Origin of the sequence: Flavobacterium suaedae, assembly GCF_014642915.1 — a bacterium.
GTDB lineage: Bacteria > Bacteroidota > Bacteroidia > Flavobacteriales > Flavobacteriaceae > Flavobacterium > Flavobacterium suaedae.
In genome coordinates this window covers 546667-563835 of record NZ_BMJE01000001.1, presented here as the reverse complement: position 1 = coordinate 563835, position 17169 = coordinate 546667, and the positions used below count along the sequence as shown (strand labels likewise).

The 17169-nt window shown below is 33.6% G+C and carries 17 protein-coding genes and 1 tRNA gene; 12 read left to right on the top strand and 6 right to left on the bottom strand.

The window, feature by feature from the left end:
- Positions 1-15: 15 nt before the first annotated feature.
- The 6 genes from IEW45_RS02640 (at position 16) to IEW45_RS02615 (ending at position 6884) form a co-directional block, all read left to right on the top strand.
- Positions 16-741, top strand: a complete 726-nt coding sequence (locus IEW45_RS02640; RefSeq protein ID WP_188619669.1) for a hypothetical protein — start codon at positions 16-18, stop codon at positions 739-741.
- Between the two features lie 12 nt (positions 742-753).
- Positions 754-1488 carry a hypothetical protein gene (locus IEW45_RS02635; protein ID WP_188619668.1) on the top strand — a complete coding sequence of 245 codons (735 nt, stop codon included), beginning with the start codon at positions 754-756 and terminating at the stop codon, positions 1486-1488.
- Positions 1489-1553: 65 nt separating this feature from the next.
- Entirely contained in the window at positions 1554-3020 is a 1467-nt protein-coding gene (locus tag IEW45_RS02630) for a MoxR family ATPase (protein WP_188619667.1), read from the top strand.
- 187 nt (positions 3021-3207) lie between these two features.
- Positions 3208-3648, top strand: a complete 441-nt coding sequence (locus tag IEW45_RS02625) for a hypothetical protein (protein WP_188619666.1) — start codon at positions 3208-3210, stop codon at positions 3646-3648.
- A gap of 310 nt (positions 3649-3958) precedes the next feature.
- Positions 3959-5401, top strand: coding sequence for a sodium:solute symporter family protein (locus IEW45_RS02620; protein WP_229665878.1), 1443 nt, complete (start codon positions 3959-3961; stop codon positions 5399-5401).
- Between the two features lie 568 nt (positions 5402-5969).
- Positions 5970-6884: a T9SS type A sorting domain-containing protein gene (locus IEW45_RS02615; RefSeq protein WP_188619665.1), complete on the top strand. Its 915-nt coding sequence runs from the start codon at positions 5970-5972 to the stop codon at positions 6882-6884.
- Between the two features lie 136 nt (positions 6885-7020).
- On the opposite strand, the gene IEW45_RS02610 is transcribed toward IEW45_RS02615, so the two are convergent.
- A tRNA-Arg gene (locus IEW45_RS02610) sits at positions 7021-7097 on the bottom strand.
- 122 nt (positions 7098-7219) lie between these two features.
- Here IEW45_RS02610 and IEW45_RS02605 point away from each other — a divergent pair.
- Positions 7220-7732 (top strand): adenine phosphoribosyltransferase, encoded by a 513-nt coding sequence (locus IEW45_RS02605; protein WP_188619664.1) that lies wholly within the window; start codon positions 7220-7222, stop codon positions 7730-7732.
- On the opposite strand, the gene IEW45_RS02600 is transcribed toward IEW45_RS02605, so the two are convergent.
- The 4 genes from IEW45_RS02600 to IEW45_RS02585 form a co-directional block, all read right to left on the bottom strand.
- Positions 7729-7869, bottom strand: coding sequence for an SsrA-binding protein (locus IEW45_RS02600; protein WP_188619663.1), 141 nt, complete (start codon positions 7867-7869; stop codon positions 7729-7731). The genes IEW45_RS02605 and IEW45_RS02600 overlap by 4 nt on opposite strands.
- A 114-nt stretch (positions 7870-7983) precedes the next feature.
- Positions 7984-9969, bottom strand: a complete 1986-nt coding sequence (locus IEW45_RS02595) for a M56 family metallopeptidase (RefSeq protein WP_188619662.1) — start codon at positions 9967-9969, stop codon at positions 7984-7986.
- Between the two features lies 1 nt (position 9970).
- Complete coding sequence (locus tag IEW45_RS02590) at positions 9971-10330, bottom strand: BlaI/MecI/CopY family transcriptional regulator (protein ID WP_188619661.1); 360 nt, start codon at positions 10328-10330, stop codon at positions 9971-9973.
- A gap of 128 nt (positions 10331-10458) precedes the next feature.
- Entirely contained in the window at positions 10459-11688 is a 1230-nt protein-coding gene (locus tag IEW45_RS02585) for an MDR family MFS transporter (protein WP_188619660.1), read from the bottom strand.
- 118 nt (positions 11689-11806) lie between these two features.
- On the opposite strand from IEW45_RS02585, the gene IEW45_RS02580 reads away from it, so the two are divergent.
- Entirely contained in the window at positions 11807-12406 is a 600-nt protein-coding gene (locus IEW45_RS02580; RefSeq protein WP_188619659.1) for a DUF1684 domain-containing protein, read from the top strand.
- Between the two features lie 9 nt (positions 12407-12415).
- Here IEW45_RS02580 and IEW45_RS02575 read toward each other — a convergent pair whose 3' ends face one another.
- Positions 12416-13273 carry an EamA family transporter gene (locus tag IEW45_RS02575; protein WP_188619658.1) on the bottom strand — a complete coding sequence of 286 codons (858 nt, stop codon included), beginning with the start codon at positions 13271-13273 and terminating at the stop codon, positions 12416-12418.
- A 178-nt stretch (positions 13274-13451) separates the two neighbouring features.
- Here IEW45_RS02575 and IEW45_RS02570 point away from each other — a divergent pair, with 178 nt between their 5' ends.
- The 4 genes from IEW45_RS02570 to IEW45_RS02555 all read left to right on the top strand — a co-directional run bounded on the left by IEW45_RS02570 (position 13452) and on the right by IEW45_RS02555 (position 17164).
- Positions 13452-15071 carry a S8 family serine peptidase gene (locus IEW45_RS02570; RefSeq protein ID WP_188619657.1) on the top strand — a complete coding sequence of 540 codons (1620 nt, stop codon included), beginning with the start codon at positions 13452-13454 and terminating at the stop codon, positions 15069-15071.
- A 3-nt stretch (positions 15072-15074) separates the two neighbouring features.
- Positions 15075-15248, top strand: coding sequence for a hypothetical protein (locus tag IEW45_RS02565; RefSeq protein WP_188619656.1), 174 nt, complete (start codon positions 15075-15077; stop codon positions 15246-15248).
- Positions 15249-15313: 65 nt separating this feature from the next.
- Positions 15314-16201: a DUF6438 domain-containing protein gene (locus IEW45_RS02560; RefSeq protein WP_188619655.1), complete on the top strand. Its 888-nt coding sequence runs from the start codon at positions 15314-15316 to the stop codon at positions 16199-16201.
- 21 nt (positions 16202-16222) lie between these two features.
- Positions 16223-17164 carry an NAD(P)H-dependent flavin oxidoreductase gene (locus IEW45_RS02555; RefSeq protein WP_188619654.1) on the top strand — a complete coding sequence of 314 codons (942 nt, stop codon included), beginning with the start codon at positions 16223-16225 and terminating at the stop codon, positions 17162-17164.
- Positions 17165-17169 lie beyond the last annotated feature (5 nt).

The window sequence follows — 17169 nt, the reverse complement described above, 5'->3', positions numbered from 1 at the left end:
AGTAGAAAATACTTAATGGAAGTAATAATTATTTTAATAGCTCTTGTTTTCGTGGTTATATCTTATAGGTTAATAACTGAAGAGGGAAATAATAATACAAAATCTGAAAACAGAAGAAAAGGGATTTTAAAAGAAGTTGCAACACCTGATGCACCCTATAATTTTGGAGATGCCTGGTTTGCTGTTAAAACAAATGATGTTGTAAAAGTATCTCAAATATTGGGTTTGGAAGGAGTTGTTAAGTCCAATTGGAAAAATGCAATGAGTTACGAAGGGTTGGAAACTGTATTTGTAACCCCTAAGGTAAATGATTGGGTTTTAGTTATGGGAGATGGCTTGCCTTTAGGGAGTATGGCAGAAGATTTAAAAACGATAAAGAAACTATTAAAAAAACTCAGTGCTACTTTTGGAGAAGCACAATACTTTGCAAAAAGTTATGGCTACTATTGTTTTGCAAAAGCTATAAATGGTAGTATTGAAAGGCTATATGATTATAACGATCATACAAATGAATATCATACTTTAGGTACCCCTACAAGAGCAGAGCTAGGGTATAACTTACCTGCTATTTTACCTTGGGAAATAGATGAAGAAGACCAAGACTATTGGAAAAGAAACAAGGTAACTTTTGTTGATGGTGCAACCATTTTGGATATAGCGGAAGAATGGAGTGTAAACCCCATGAAATTACGAGAAAATAAAAATATAAAAGGCTTAGGGCTTTTAGGAATTTACAAATAGTATAATTATAAAATGAAGTCAGAATACATTGTAGTTTTTGCACCTATTATTGTTATCACTCTGTTAGTATTCTTAATAAGAAGGACAGGTATAAAAAGTGAATCTGCTGTAAAACAGACTGAAATAGTAGCTGATACCATACATAATACACCTGTTTCCTTTGGTTATAAAGTAGTATGGTTTGCGGTAAAATCATCAAATGCGGAAGAAGTAGCAAATTCATTGCATTTAAAAAATGTAAAACCTTCTGGTTGGAAAAAAGGAATAGACTCGGCTTATAAAGATAAAGTTTATGTAAGTCCTCCTATAGACGGTTGGGTGCTCGCAGTAGGTTGGGGCTTACCGTCAGGAGATTCAAAAGAATCTATAACAGAACTAAAAGAACTGGCTAATAAGCTAAGTAAGCAATTTGGTGAGGTTCAGTTTTTCGGTACCCATAGAATAGTAGAATATCATTGTTGGGTAAAGTCAATAAATGGAGAAATAAAAAGGTTTTATTCTTATTTAGGAGAAAGCGGTGAAAATCTTGAAATAATAGGAGAGCCGACAGAAGCTGAATCAAACTACATATTGATAGATACAGCATCGGAAGAAGCAAAACAGGAAAGCTATTGGGAAAGAGAAGATATTACTTATCCAGACGAAGAGCTTGTTATGAAAATAGCAGAAAAATGGAGCATTAATCCAACAACATTAGAAGATAGAAATGATATAAGAGGTTTAGGCCTTTTAGGAAATTATAAATAAAGTAGAATTTTAAATAGGAAGGGCTTTACGACTTTCAACTTTTAAACTTTAAGACAGATTATCAAATGGATGTAAAAAACATAAAAACTTTAGGAGAGTTAAAGAAAACAGGTTACCAAAGTAAAAATATAAAAGATGAACTTAGAGATAACCTGATAGATAAAATAAGTAAAAAAGAAAATGTTTTTGAAGGTGTTTGGGGTTTTGAAAACACTGTGATACCCGAACTGGAACGTGCTATATTATCACGTCATAATATCAATTTACTGGGTTTAAGAGGTCAGGCAAAAACAAGACTGGCAAGGCTTATGGTAAACCTTTTAAATGAGTGGATTCCGGTTGTAGAAGGTTCAGAAATTAACGATGATCCTTTTAACCCTATTTCGCGTTATGCTAAAGAAATTATTGACACAAAAGGCGATGATACACCAATAATATGGCTACACCGTAGCGAACGTTTCTACGAAAAGCTTGCCACACCTGATGTAACAGTAGCCGACCTTATAGGGGATATAGACCCTATTAAAGCAGCAAACTTAAAACTATCGTATGCTGATGACAGAGTAATTCATTTTGGGATGGTGCCAAGAGCCAATCGTTGTATTTTTGTAATTAATGAATTGCCTGATTTACAGGCACGTATTCAGGTAGCATTATTCAATATATTACAGGAAGGCGATATACAAATCAGAGGGTTTAAAGTGCGTATGCCTTTAAATATCCAGTTTGTATTTACGGCGAACCCTGAAGATTATACCAACAGGGGTAGCATAGTTACACCGCTTAAAGACAGGATAGGTTCGCAAATATTAACACATTACCCTGAAAACATACAAATAGCCCGTACTATTACAGAACAGGAAGCTAATCTTGATGAAAGACAGAGCGGTAGTGTTTATGTACCTTCATTAGCGAAAGATTTATTGGAGCAGATAGGCTTTGAGGCTCGTGACAGCGAGTATGTGGACTATAAAAGCGGTGTGAGTGCACGTATGAGTATTACGGCATTTGAAAACTTGCTGAGTACAGCCGAACGAAGGGCTTTACTTTCGGGCGATAAAACTACAGGAGTTCGCCTTTCTGACTTTATGGGGATTATTCCTGCTTTAACCGGAAAAATAGAGTTGGTTTATGAAGGAGAGCAGGAGGGAGCTGCTTATGTTGCCGAACACTTAATAGGCAAAGCCATAGAAACGCTATTCCCTGTATACTTCCCTAAAATAGAGAAACTGGAGCGCCCTAATGAAGAAAGTCCGTATCAGGAAGTTTATGACTGGTTCTTTAACCAAAGTAATTTTGAGTTGCCTGATGATGCAACAGATGATGAATATAAAAAAGCTTTAGATGCTGTTACACCGTTAAGCCATTTGGTAAAAAAATACCAGCCTAACACATCTAAAGAAGATGTGTACTTTATTAAAGAGTTTATTTTGTGGGGATTATCTCAGTACAACAAATTAAATAAAGACCGAATCTCTTCAGGCTATGAATTTAAAGATATGTTTGGAAGCTATATAAGCAAAAATTTATAATCCGGTTACTTCAATCTAACAAGAAAGCCTTCTTTAATTAGAGGGCTTTTTTTAAAAGGTTATATTCTTAATTTTTAGTTAAGTTACCTCTTAGTAAGATTTGTTTTATGATTTATTTAAAATTTTTCACTTTATGATTTTGTAATTTAGATAAAACAAGAATTTTAAAATTAAAAACTTACATATTATGAAATTAAAAAATTATCTTACTATGTTCTTTCTTTTTGTGGCTACTGTTGCCGGAGCACAATCTTTTGGAGGCGCAGGGCTTGAAGTAGAAGGTACATTTAGCAATACTGAAGCTGTTTATTACGACTGGCTGAGAAAAGGAAATACTAATGATGTAATTATGAAATTTCCTCAAACGCCGAAAGGATTACAGGACGCGTTGGATATAATGGATCAGATGCTGTTAAAAAATCAGCTATTAACCTCAGAACCTAATATATATAATAGTGTAGGAGACAGCGATATTGAAAATGATACTGCTGCGGAACTGCATAGTGCCATACAAGCTAAAAAAGCTAAAATAAACTTAGCATGGTACGCAGCTGACGGCTCGGCAATGCAATTATTTTTAGGACCATACAGTTATGAAATAAACGTATACAAAGCATATAAAATGTAAGAGATATAATTTGGTTTTATATACAATAGAGGCGTTACATTATATTAATGTAGCGCTTTCTTGTATATACAGGGTTTACTACAAAGTTAGCCTTTACCGCATAACTTTTATATATTTGTTGCTAACACAATATATTTTAAGGCTATTGCCATTTAGTATATTATTAAATTCTTGGCAAAAATCATTTTTATACTGAACGCCAAAATAATCATTTTACATAATAAGTTCAGTAGTCATACTCTATATTGACGTTGGCTTAATGGTTTTTATACAGCCTTTATTTTTTTGTAATAAACCAAAAAATCCTTTCATGGACATTCACATTATCGACCTTCTTATCTTTATTGTTTATTTAGTAATAATGCTTGGCGTTGGCGTTTATTTTATGAAACGCAATAAATCCGAAGAAGATTACTATGTAGGGGGCAGAGGAATGTCTGCCGGGCATATTGGTCTTTCTGTAGTAGCTACGGATGTTGGCGGGGGATTCTCCATAGGTTTAGGAGGACTTGGCTTTATGATGGGGCTTTCGGGTAGCTGGATGCTTTTTACAGGGCTGCTTGGCGCTTGGATTAGTGCCGTTTTGCTAATACCAAAGGTATACCCTATAGCACACAAACATAAGTTTTTAACCTTTCCACAGTCGCTGGCATTTCATTATAATGCTAAAGTAGCACTGGTAGCAGGAATAATATCATTGGTTGGTTATATAGGTTTTACCAGTTCGCAAATATTGGCAGGAGCTAAACTGGCTTCGGCTACATTCCCATCAGTTTCCATTCCTGATGCCATTTTAATAATGGGAGTTATAGCAATAGTATATACTGCTATAGGCGGTATTAAAGCGGTAATATATACCGATACTATTCAATGGATTATACTTATGGCAGGTTTAATAGGTATAGGCATACCATTAGGATATAACTATATTGGCGGTTGGCAGGCTATTGAAAATACACTTGATAGTAGTTTCCTTTCATTAACCGAAGTAGAGCCCGTCCAGTTTTTTAATTGGTTTATAACCATAGTACCTATATGGTTTGTGGGTATGACGTTATACCAGCGTATTTACGCCTGTAGAGATGAAAAAACAGCTAAAAAGGCATGGAGAATAGCAGGATTGTTTGAATGGCCTGTAATGGCATTTATGGGTATTGCCTTAGGCTTATTTGCAAGGGTAGGTTTTGAACAAGGTATGTTTACTGATATTGGTTATGCACCGGGAAGTGATTTAGATGCAGAGCTGGGATTACCGCTATTTTTAAGAAGTATACTACCAATAGGGCTTATGGGGCTAATGCTTTCAGCTTACTTTTCGGCAATTATGTCTACAGCTGATAGTTGTTTAATGGCTGCCTCAGGTAACTTCTCAACAGATATACTAGCTTATTTTAAAGGCAAAAAGAAATATGATACTATAAAGAACTCACAATTTATTACATTAATTATTGGTGCAATAGCAGTGCTGTTGGCAACCCACATGCAAAATGTATTGGAGTTAATGCTGTATTCTTATGCATTTATGGTTTCAGGCTTATTAGTGCCTGTTATAGGTATGCTTGTGCTTAAAAAACCTTCAGCAATGGCAGCTATGGCAGCAATGATATGCGGGGGGCTTACTACTCTAACTTTAATCCTTACTCAAATAGAGTTATGGAAGGGGTTAGACGCTAACTTTTTCGGGATATTAGCATCTGTAGTAGCTTTTGCAGTTGTACAGTCGTTTACAAATAAAAAAAGAGCAACAGTTTAATATATCTATATAGAATGTAAAAGCCTGCTATAGTATATAGCAGGCTTTTTTATTTGCACTAGTTTCGAAATAAATATGGCATGTTTGGGGGGCCATCGATTTATATAGTAAATTTACGTTCGTTTTGTCAGTATATGGTTACTTTTTCGTTTAACCCAATTGTATGTGCAGTTAAATAACCTTTTAAGTAAGACAAATAGTAGTTTTACTTTATAAAGCCTTAAATAATAAATGGCCGGTTTATTTTGTAAAAAGAAAAAACGCTATAGTTACTAAATTTCGTTTTCTTTATACTGATATCAAATTTTCAATCATTTTTTAAATGATATTGGTATACTCATTTACGATAACTTTTCAATTTTTCTCCCTGTATAATTATTTTACTTTATCTGCTTTAAGGCCATATGCAGTTATTGATAATTTAATAGTAAGTAGCTTTATTTACCATTACTATTACGCTTTAATGAAATTTATGGTATCCCCTGTATTAATAGTGTTAACAATAGTGTGAGAATACTTTAAACCTTTAAAAATAGCTAAATTTGAATAAATAATTTATTTAATAGCTATGAAAAATTTTTACCTACTTTTTGCATCACTTTTGTCTTCCTTAACATTTGCACAGCAGTCAACTTCTTTTGAATCATCCGAAGGATATGAACTTGGAACGATACATGGACAAAATGATTGGGAAGTAACCGAAGGCAGTGATGGCCTTATAACAAATCAGGTAATAACAGATGAAGAAGCTTCAGAAGGCTCTTTCTCTTTTAAAAATGCATTTGAGCCTTCATTTTCTGATCAGTGGTTTCCTATATTTGGTGCTTCAAAAACTTTTGATGAACCAATTGATTATACGAATCTTACAGTTTCTTATGATGTTTTAGTAACAGAAACTGACGGTTCAGATTTTGAATTTACCCTTTTCGCAATAAATGAAAATGAAGAGTATGTTCCTGTAGCGGGGGTTGGGATTGAAAACCGCGGATATATTTATCTTATTAAAGATGTAGACTATGGTTTTGACTATGCTGAGGCAGAATGGACTCCGAATGAATGGATAAATGTTAGGATTGAAGTATCTGCAGATGAAATAAAATACTATATTAACGACACACTGGAGAACACGATAGCTAATTATACACAACTTGATATTGTTGGGCTTAATATGTTGCATAATAACTTTGGTGCCGACGGATACTATGATAATTTTGTAATTACTACTGGGAGTTTAAGCACACCATCGTTTGAAAATAATTCCTTTGCAGTTTTTCCAAACCCGACAAGAAACATTCTTTCTATTTCACTGCCTGATAATAAGGAAGTTTCTGAAGTAGAATTTTATGATATATTAGGACAAAGATCTTTAATAACCAGTCAAACCCAAAACATTAATATAAGTGCTTTAGCAAATGGTATATATATACTACAGGTTAATAATACTGATGGAACAATATTTACCAAAAAAGTTGTAAAACAATAATATAGCATATACTACTTCTTATTATAAAAAAACCGCTCTTTTTAGGGCGGTTTTTTATTGTAATGCTATATGCTGATTGATAAATTTATAATAAATAAAAATGGTGCAAATGATAATTTTTATCATTTGCACCATATGGTGACGCCGACAGGATTCAAACCTGTAACCTTCTGAGCCGTAATCAGATGCGCTATTCAGTTGCGCCACGGCGCCAAAACATTGGTTTAGTAAAAAATGCTTTCAAATACACTAATAGTGTTATCTTCTTTGCGGGTGCAAATATATATAAAATTGATTAACTTGCAAACGTAATTACAATAAAAAATAAGAAAAAAATGGTATTAAATGAGTATGTGCGTGACATACAGGATTTTCCGAAACCCGGAATAGGTTTTAAAGATATTACTCCACTGCTTGCAGACCCAAAAGCTGTTAAAGCTAGTATTGCACAGCTTATGAGTACTATAAAAGATAAAAACATTGATAAAGTAGTGGGTATAGAAAGCAGAGGGTACTTTTTAGGTACTATTTTAGCTTATGAACTTAATGCAGGGTTTGTACCGGTACGTAAACCGGGTAAATTACCTTACAGTACTATAGCTGCTTCGTATGATTTAGAATATGGGCAAGACACTTTAGAAATTCATACAGATGCTATAAAAGAGGGAGAGTGTGTTTTAATACACGATGATGTTTTAGCTACAGGCGGTACTGCAAGTGCAGTATGCGAATTGGTTGAAAAACTGGGAGGGGAGATTGTACAGTGTAATTTTCTTATGGAACTTTCCTTTCTTAACGGGCGTGATAAATTAAGCCAATATAATATATATGCTGCAATAAACTACTAGTTTACAGCACGGGTAGTTACAAAATATTTCCAGGCTATAATTGCTTTTTGCAGCTTGGTTGCCTTGGCAAGATCCAGTTGTTGTTTAGTATAGCTTGGTAAAAGCAACTTATTTAGTTTTGCCAGTAGTTTATACATAGTAAGTTATGTTACTTAATATATAATAAAAATACAAAAAAAAGAGACGGCGTTGTATAGCCGTCTCTTTTTATAACAAATTTTTAATTTGTTACTTGCTAACTAATTCCTTAATTAATTTTCTTCTTTAGCCTTTTTTATCTCTTCCTTTACTTTATTCCACTCTTCACGCTGTTTGGCTCTTTCGTCTTTTATTTTACTTCGTTCTTCTATTTGTTTAGCTCTTTCCAATTGTAATACTCTGCGCTTTTCGGAAAGTTCTTTTCTGGTATTAATCATTTCTTTTCTGGTAGACTCTACTTCTTTACGGGCTTCTTTTAAAGCTCTTCTTACTTCTTCCTGTTCTTCGTTGCTGTACACTAGCATTTCTTCATTATCATTTAGCTGTTGCTCAGTTTTTATAAGTAGTTTTTTGGTACGGTTATAAGCCTCTTCCTGAAGGTCTCTACTGTCAATAACTGCAACACCTTTTCCGCTATACATTTTTATAGCATCTGATTTTAAACCTTTTAAATCACTTTTTATAATTACTCCTGTTCCTAAATCACTATCTTTTTTGGTAGTTATTTCTATAGCTCCCTTTCTGCCGTCTCTGCCGTATTTCTTTTTAGCTTCTTTTCGTTCCAGTGTTTTTATTACATCTATAGCGCGATTAACAGGTATTTGTATCGTTTCTCCTTTTTCCTGTTTTTTACCATCTATAACTATAAGAAGTTCCTTATTATTAATTTTTACATTGTCTACAGACCAAAAACCTGTTTTAGATTCTGATTTATCAGTGTCAGATGTATTACCTACAACAATAGCTGTTATTTCGTCCTCGTTAGTTATGTTTATATCATCTTCATCTGATTTTATATATACATGCCCTTTTGCATTAACGGGGAGTGTTTGCGAAGAGAAATCAATTTCAACATTTTTACCATTTTTTTGTTCAGCAATAATAGCAAAAGGAGTAATAGGCTCAGTACCGCTTATATGATATTCTTTTTTCTTTTTTCCGTTATTAGTAATAATTTTTATGCCGATTAACTCTTCGTTGTTATTGTATTTAATATCAGAGTAATTCAAATCCACATTAAATTGTTCTTTTAAGAAATCCTTTTCCTTTTCAAGTTCTTCTTTTTTTGTATCCTTGGTAATGAGCAACTCAAGTTTAACGCTTTTATCAAAAGAATAAGCTGTATTGGCTTTTTTTCCTTTTTCCTGTGCATTTACTTCTAATTGAAAAGCAAACATAAATAGTACCAGTATAGGTAATACTGTCGCATACTTCCATTTGTTGAGTAAGCTTGATTGTTTTGTGTTTAACATAACGATTCGTTTTTTGATTAATGATTGATAAAATTGATTGACGATTGCAGTATTTCCCTCTTCGGGTTGTACTGTTATTTTTAATAATGTTTTTTGATATGCGGTAACATCATTTACTTTTTTACATGCTTCGGAGTCGGCAATAAACTCAAGGTTTTGCGCTATAGCTTTTTTGTACAGCCAAGCAAAAGGGTTAAACCAGAAAAATGAACAGAATAACTGGCTTATAACCATATCAAGCGAGTGTTTTTGGCTGCTGTGCACTTTTTCGTGTTGCAGTATATTCTCTAATTCTGTTTCACTTAATACTTTTGAATTGTAAACAATATAATTAAAGAAAGAGAACGGGGAGCTTACAGCAGGAGTGTCGATATATTTAAACCCGTTTCTTTTTAAAAATGGCTGATTTTTCAGCATGTTTTTTAAGTTTCTCAGCTCATTTAAAAAGCGCCCTATAAAAAATAACATCCCTGCAAGGTAAAAGCCTATAGCTACAGCTATCCAGTTTATGGGAGACCCTTTGGTCTGTTCGGTTATATTCAGTTCTTGTGCATTTATTGCCTGTTGAATATCCTGAGCGTTTAATTCCTGTAACACTACAGGCTCTACCCAAACAGTGCGGGTAAATACCAATAGTGGTAATACGGCAGATGTAATTAAGCCTATTAGTAAAAACCTCCTGTTAGAGTTAAAAAAAGTTTCTTTTCTAAGCAGGGCATAGTAAGCTATATAGAATATGGATAGTAATGCCGATGTTTTACACAGGTATATTATAAAATTTTCCATACTATTTCTTTTTTTCTATCATATCCAGTATTTCTCTCAGTTCTTCGGCACTAATTTTTTCTTCTTTAGCAAAGAATGAAATCATACTTTTATACGAGTTATTAAAGTAGTTTTCTATAGCATTATTCATAAAACCTTTTCGGTATTCTTCTTTAGCTATTTTAGGGTAGTATTGGTGGGTATTACCAAAAGCATTATGACCTACATATCCTTTTTCTTCTAAATTTCTTATTATAGTAGAAAGCGTGTTATAATGAGGCTTTTCGGTTTTAATCTCAGCAAGCACTTCTTTTACAAAAGCTTTTTCCAGCTTCCATAATATGTGCATTATCTCTTCTTCTTTATTTGTGAGTTTTTGCATGATGTAACTTTTATATATAACAAATGTATAACTATATTTTTAGTTTACAAACTATTTTTATAGTTGAATAACTAGATAAATAGTCTTTTATTGTGTTTAAGAAGTGTAAATTTATGAAAAACAGTAAGTTATTTATTTTCTTCTGCCAGTAATTTTTGCATAAGGATGAGTGAGCCAACACCAAGTAAACCAAAAGTTCCCATAAATACCCAGTTTACATTATATCCCCATTTTGATATTATAGTCATACCGGTTTTAGCACTAAGTATATGCGCAAGGCTAAAAGCCATAGTATAGGCAGCCATATAAGTACCTTCTCTGCCTTTAGGTGCACGTCCCATAGCAAAGCTGTTAGAGAAGGGGAAGTAAAACATCTCTGCTACGGTTAATAATAACAACCCGAGTAATAAAATGCCTAACCATACATGAATAAGCAGTACGTAAAAACTTAAAGCAAAAAGTAGTGTACCAAAAACAAAAACTTTTGTTTTAGGGATACCTTTCCGTTCTACATACCCAACAAGAGGCATCTCTAAAATAAAGACTGTAAGTCCGTTTAACGACATTAATAAACCTGTATGGAACTCTGTTAAGCCATAAACTTCTTTATGATATAACGGTTGTGTTGTAAAAAGCTGAAAGAAAATAAAAGCAGTAGCAAAACAATTGAAAAGGAACAGCAAGAATACAGTGTCTTTAAAAAGCCTCCTTTTTATTTGCTTTACCGTATTGTTTTCTTGTTCTGTTTCTTCATCCGTAGTTTTTTTACTTTTTTCTTTAACTAATAACCAAAATATTATTATTGCCAGTACACAGCTTATACTATCAGCCCAAAAAAGTCCACTATAACCCATGTATACAATAATAAGCCCACCCAAAGCAGGTCCTGCTGCAAACCCTAAATTTATGGCCAGTCTTACCAGTGCTAAAGCCCGGGTTCTGTTTTCCGGCTTGGCATAAACCCCAAGTGAAACAAACATAGCAGGGCGAAACATATCAGCAATAACCATAATACCAAATATAGCAGCACACCAACCTTTAAAGGTGGTTACATATTGCATAAAAAAGAATAATATACCGGTAGTAAAGAGGCTGAAAACCATTATTTTATAGAATCCTATTTTATCGGATAGTTTACCACCTATCCATGAACCTGCTAATGAACCTGCCCCAAAAAACATCATAACAGTTCCTACTTGTCCATATGTAAAATGTAAGTCTTCTTTAAGATATTTAGACAGGAAAGGAAATACCATAGTCCCTGCACGGTTAATAAAAGTAATCAGGGTAAGAATCCAGATTTCGCGACTAAATCCTCTAAAGTTGTTTACGTAACGTTGTATAGCCCTTTGAAACATGGATAAAGAAAAAAATGTGTTTTATAAAAAATGAAACAGCAAAGGTAGGATTTTACACTCTTAAATATACGCTGTATGCAAAGTGAATTGTTATTTTTGTATCAATACAATTTTAATTATGAGAAAATTAATACTGGCACTTTTATTTTTAAGCAGTTTGTTTATAAATGCACAAGAGTGTAGCGAAGCAAATGCAGTTGCTTTCCAAAAGAGAATAAACAGTGAATATGCTAACCCTGAAGAATCGCCATTAACTAAGAAAGACTTAAAGCACTTTAAATCGCTTGATTTTTACCCGATAGATACAGCATATTGTGTAACGGCTAAATTGGTACGTACACCTGATGAAAAACCTTTTGAAATGCATACTTCTACCAGAAGGAAACCACTGTATGTAAAGTATGGGGAGTTACACTTTACATTAAAAGGGAAAAAGTGTAAGCTGGATGTTTTCAGGAATGTTCGACTGTCTAAAATGGAAAAGTATAAAGACTACTTATTTTTACCATTTACCGACCTTACTTCGGGTAACGGCAGCTATGGAGGAGGACGCTATATTGACTTAACCATACCGGAAGGTGATATAATTAATATAGATTTTAATACGGCTTACAACCCTTATTGTGCTTATAATCATGACTACTCATGCCCTGTACCACCGGAGCAAAATGATCTTTTAATTGAAATAAAAGCAGGAGTAAAGGCTTATAAAAACTAATTTAAACTTTTAATAAACCTGAGATAAGGTAATAAAAAGTATAGCTGCTACAGCTAAAAGTATACCCGCATAGTTTAAAATAGAGAGTTTTTCTTTAAAAACTAAAGTACCTACAATGCTACCTAAAACAATAACACCAATATTAATACTGGCAAATACAGTAGAAGGATTGGTTGCAAATGTTTTATGCGCCGTTAAATAAAAAATAATATTACCAAAGTTAAATACTCCCACTATAAAACCAAAAAGCAGGTTTTTACCCTGAATTTTTGTTTTACAGGCAAACATTTCATTGGCTACTAGTATCTTGCTAACAATTAATGCACCTGCAAAAATTATAAAAATCGATGTAGTGTAAGGTATTTCAGTATATGTTGCAATTTTTTTAAACATTGTGTCTATTACACCAAAACCCAGCAATACCACAGCAGGGAAAATCCACTTTTTACTTTTTTGTGCATCAGGTTTTTTTAGTATTAACCATATAGCCGGGAAACAAATACTAATACCTATTATTTTAAACAGGTTAAACTTTTCCTGAAAAATAAAATAAGCTGCCAGTATGGGTATAATAAGCGAAAGCCGTTGAGCGGCATCGGTTTTTACAATACCTGTATGCCGTATAGAAGCAATTAAAAACAAGAATATTAAAGGCAATAAAACAGATAGCAATGTATATATAACCCAGGGGGCATTCCTGCCTACAGCCGTAAAGTCTGGTTTAAAAATAAAAAAAGAAAGCAGCAAAGCAACAAGGTAATTCCACATTAAAACCTGCATCATAGAGAGCGGCTGAAATTTTCTTATTACCTTAAATATAACACCTACACTAACGCTGCATATAACACATAATATGAGATATAGCATTTTTCAGAAAAATTTATCTCACAAAAATAAAAGGTTTAGTCAAATTACAATTAATACTCGACCAATTATCTTTTTGTATCTTTGAAATACACTAAATATGTAGATTAATAAAGAAAAAAATTGCTTTTTATTACATAATTCTCAATACTAAAATTTTAATCAGAATAAAAATTAGCTGATGATAAAGAAACTGTTAGCCTTATTATTCCTTATAACGGTAAGTTCTTTATATGCACAGGAAGATGCCTGGGTATATTTTACTGATAAACCTGATACTAATTATTATTTAGCTAATCCCTTAGAGATGCTTACTCAAAAGGCACTGGACAGAAGGGAAAATCAAAACATAGCTCTTGATGAAACAGATGTGCCAATAAGTGAGGCATATATACTTGCTGTAAGTGAAGCCCAAGGCATTACCGTTATGGCAAAATCAAAATGGCTAAATGCATTGCATATTCGTGGCACAGAAGATGCTATCAATAATTTAACCACACTCGATTTTGTAGATCATGTTGATTTTGCAAACAAAAACCTTAACACATCAGGAAGACCACAACAAATAATTGAGCAACAAGAGTTTAATGAACTACAGGATATTCAGGCTGATTTTGATTATGGTGACTCAGGAAACCAAATAATGATGCTTAACGGGCATTTGTTACATCATGATGGTTATACCGGTGCAGGGATAACCATTGCAGTTTTAGATTCAGGTTTTCCGGGAGTGAATACGGCACAGCCTTTTCAAAGGCTTTTAAATAATAATTTAATTTTAGGGGGGTATGATTTTGTATCCCGTTCCGAAGATTTTTATACAGCAAATAATCACGGTACTTTAGTGCTTTCTACAATGGGAGGTTATACTGAAGGAGAGCTTACAGGTACTGCTCCTGATGCTTTTTATTATTTATTCAGAACAGAAGATGCAACCAGTGAAAACCCTGTAGAAGAATCTTATTGGGTGGAAGCAGCCGAAGCGGCTGATAGTCTTGGTGTAGATGTTATTAATACATCATTAGGCTATTTTCAATATGATAACCCTGATTACAGCTATACTTTTGAAGATATTAACGGGCAAACTGCTTTTATATCAAGGGGGGCTGATATGGCATTTGCTAAAGGTATGATATGTGTTACCTCAGCAGGAAACTCAGGGAATTTTGCACACCCAAATATCGGTGTCCCTGCAGATGCTTTAACCACACTTACTGTTGGAGCTGTAACACCTGAAGGACAATACGCTACTTTTAGCTCTATAGGTCCTACAGCAGATATGAGAATTAAACCCGATGTAGTAGCACAAGGGCAAAATGCAGTAATGGCAAACGAAGACGGTGAAATTATATTGGCAGGGGGTACTTCTTTCTCCAGTCCTATTACAGCAGGTTTAGTAGCTTGTTTGTGGCAGGCACTGCCTGATAAAACTAATGCTGAAATTATAGCAATAGTAAGACAATCGGCAGACCGTTATAATAATCCTGACGGACAATATGGTTATGGTATTCCTGATTTTGCTTTAGCTTTACAAGATGGTTTACAGGTAGCCAGCTTTAAAAAAGATAAAATTATTATATACCCTAATCCTGCGAATAGTGTAATTAAAATATATAATACTATTCAAAGTGATAAAACAGCAACTATTACGCTATATAACAGTTTAGGACAATTGGTTTTAGAAGAGATTATATCATCAAATAAACAAACAGTTACAGTAGATAATCTCTCTAACGGGATGTATAATTATACAATAACTTCAGGGGAATATTTATATACAGGTAAACTGATAAAGCAATAATATATGAAGCAAGTTATTTATTTAATTATAATCGTTGTGAGTTTTATTGGCTGTAAAAATAAAGAAAGTAAAAAGCAAATAGTTTCCGATAATACGGAAAACACCATTATAGGGCATTGGTCTCCTGATAATTTACAAGGTAATATTAAAAACAACTTAAATATGTTAACCGTTTAGGTTTTGAATTTATTAATGACAGTGTATGCAACTATAAAGATGGTTTTGTAGATTATAATGCTTACATGAATGATCCTAAAAGCCGAAAAGATAAATTTTTAAATAATTTAGGTACAAAAACAAGATATTCTCTATCACAAGATAGTCTTAAGGTATTTAATCTTTCAGAAAACAGATGGGACGCTTATAAATTAAAAAGTTTAAAAGCAGACAGTTTAATTATAGAATTTAAAGGTGTTCCTAATATTTTTATAAAAAGACATTTTAACCTCGATACAATTCCTGATTATGATGCCGTTGTAGTAGCTTCAACCCCTTGTTTTGGCATTTGCCCTATATTTGAAATTATTGTTACTAAGGAAGGAAAAGTGAGCTACCATGGTGAAGAATATTTAAAGAATGAGGGACATTATACCTCACATATTTCAAAATCGGAGTTTAAAAATATAATGACACGATTTAAGCAGGCAAATTACATGAACCTTAAAAAAGAGTATTTTACTATGGTTACAGATTGCGCTACAGTCTACACAACTTTTATAAAAAACGGAAAGGTAGTACAGTCAATATCAGATTATGCTGCATCCAGCCCTCCTGAATTTGTATACGCATATAACTCACTATTTAACTTAGAACAAAAGATGGAGGTTTCAGCTCGAGAAGTACCTGATTATTTGTATAATGATGAGATATATTATGCTTCATTAAAGGGTAGGAAAAATGTTCACTTAACAACATCCGAAACCTTTTATATTATTAATAGCCTAGTAGAAGGTAAAGAGACCAATAAAACGTTTAAAGAAGAATACACAATTACCTATTCTAATAAACTATTAGAAAATATAAAAACCGACGGGAGGTATTATAAAATATACTTAAAAGACGGTACAACAAAAACTATTGATGTAGGGAGAAACCTTTTGGAGGGAAGCAACTTTTGCGAACTTGAATAAAAAAATAATTTAATACTAATTATGAATAACAGAATAACCCAACTATTTAATATTGAATATCCTTTAATACAAGCAGGAATGATATGGGCAAGCGGCTATAAACTTGCCAGTGCAGTAAGTAATGCAGGAGGGCTGGGGCTTATAGGTGCAGGTTCTATGTACCCTGATGTATTGCGTGAACATATACAAAAATGTAAAAAAGCTACTGATAAGCCTTTTGGCGTAAATGTGCCAATGCTATATCCTAATATTGAAGAAATTATGGATATAATAGTGGAAGAGGGCGTAAAAATAGTTTTTACTTCGGCGGGTAACCCTAAAACATGGACACCATTTTTAAAAGAGAATGGTATTATTGTAGTACACGTAGTGAGTAGTGTAAAATTTGCGCTAAAAGCACAAGATGCAGGCGTTGATGCTGTAGTAGCTGAAGGCTTCGAAGCAGGCGGGCATAACGGTAGAGAAGAAACTACAACTTTTACCCTTATACCGATGGTTAAAGAACAGTTACAAATACCGCTTATTGCTGCGGGTGGTATTGCTACAGGACACGGTATGTTAGCAGCTATGGTTCTGGGAGCCGATGCTGTACAGGTAGGGAGCAGGTTTGCTGCTTCGGTAGAGTCGTCATCACATGATAATTTTAAGAAAGCTATTGTTGAAGCTAAAGATGGCGACACGCAACTTACTTTAAAAGAATTAGCACCTGTAAGGTTGATTAAAAATAAATTTTTCCAGGATGTAACAGAACTATACACTAAATCACCAACAGTTGATGATCTTAAAACACTACTGGGGCGCGCCCGTGCCAAAAAAGGTATGTTTGAAGGTGACCTTGATGAAGGCGAACTGGAAATAGGGCAAATAGCAGGGCTTATTCACGATATTAAACCTGCTGCTGATATAGTAAAAGAAATAATTACTGATTTTGAAAAAGCTAAACAGGAAGTTGCCGGCTTATAATAATC

Bases quoted from the DNA above. Each gene is read 5' to 3' on its own strand.
- IEW45_RS02625 (WP_188619666.1), top strand. From the start codon at position 3,208: ATGAAATTAAAAAATTATCTTACTATGTTCTTTCTTTTTGTGGCTACT.
- IEW45_RS02590 (WP_188619661.1), bottom strand. From the start codon at position 10,330: ATGCAAAAACTCACAAATAAAGAAGAAGAGATAATGCACATATTATGG.
- IEW45_RS02640 (WP_188619669.1), top strand. From the start codon at position 16: ATGGAAGTAATAATTATTTTAATAGCTCTTGTTTTCGTGGTTATATCT.
- IEW45_RS02570 (WP_188619657.1), top strand. From the start codon at position 13,452: ATGATAAAGAAACTGTTAGCCTTATTATTCCTTATAACGGTAAGTTCT.
- IEW45_RS02585 (WP_188619660.1), bottom strand. From the start codon at position 11,688: ATGTTTCAAAGGGCTATACAACGTTACGTAAACAACTTTAGAGGATTT.
- IEW45_RS02560 (WP_188619655.1), top strand. From the start codon at position 15,314: ATGAATGATCCTAAAAGCCGAAAAGATAAATTTTTAAATAATTTAGGT.
- IEW45_RS02615 (WP_188619665.1), top strand. From the start codon at position 5,970: ATGAAAAATTTTTACCTACTTTTTGCATCACTTTTGTCTTCCTTAACA.
- IEW45_RS02600 (WP_188619663.1), bottom strand. From the start codon at position 7,869: ATGTATAAACTACTGGCAAAACTAAATAAGTTGCTTTTACCAAGCTAT.
- IEW45_RS02565 (WP_188619656.1), top strand. From the start codon at position 15,075: ATGAAGCAAGTTATTTATTTAATTATAATCGTTGTGAGTTTTATTGGC.
- IEW45_RS02620 (WP_229665878.1), top strand. From the start codon at position 3,959: ATGGACATTCACATTATCGACCTTCTTATCTTTATTGTTTATTTAGTA.
- IEW45_RS02630 (WP_188619667.1), top strand. From the start codon at position 1,554: ATGGATGTAAAAAACATAAAAACTTTAGGAGAGTTAAAGAAAACAGGT.
- IEW45_RS02555 (WP_188619654.1), top strand. From the start codon at position 16,223: ATGAATAACAGAATAACCCAACTATTTAATATTGAATATCCTTTAATA.
- IEW45_RS02595 (WP_188619662.1), bottom strand. From the start codon at position 9,969: ATGGAAAATTTTATAATATACCTGTGTAAAACATCGGCATTACTATCC.
- IEW45_RS02575 (WP_188619658.1), bottom strand. From the start codon at position 13,273: ATGCTATATCTCATATTATGTGTTATATGCAGCGTTAGTGTAGGTGTT.
- IEW45_RS02635 (WP_188619668.1), top strand. From the start codon at position 754: ATGAAGTCAGAATACATTGTAGTTTTTGCACCTATTATTGTTATCACT.
- IEW45_RS02605 (WP_188619664.1), top strand. From the start codon at position 7,220: ATGGTATTAAATGAGTATGTGCGTGACATACAGGATTTTCCGAAACCC.
- IEW45_RS02580 (WP_188619659.1), top strand. From the start codon at position 11,807: ATGAGAAAATTAATACTGGCACTTTTATTTTTAAGCAGTTTGTTTATA.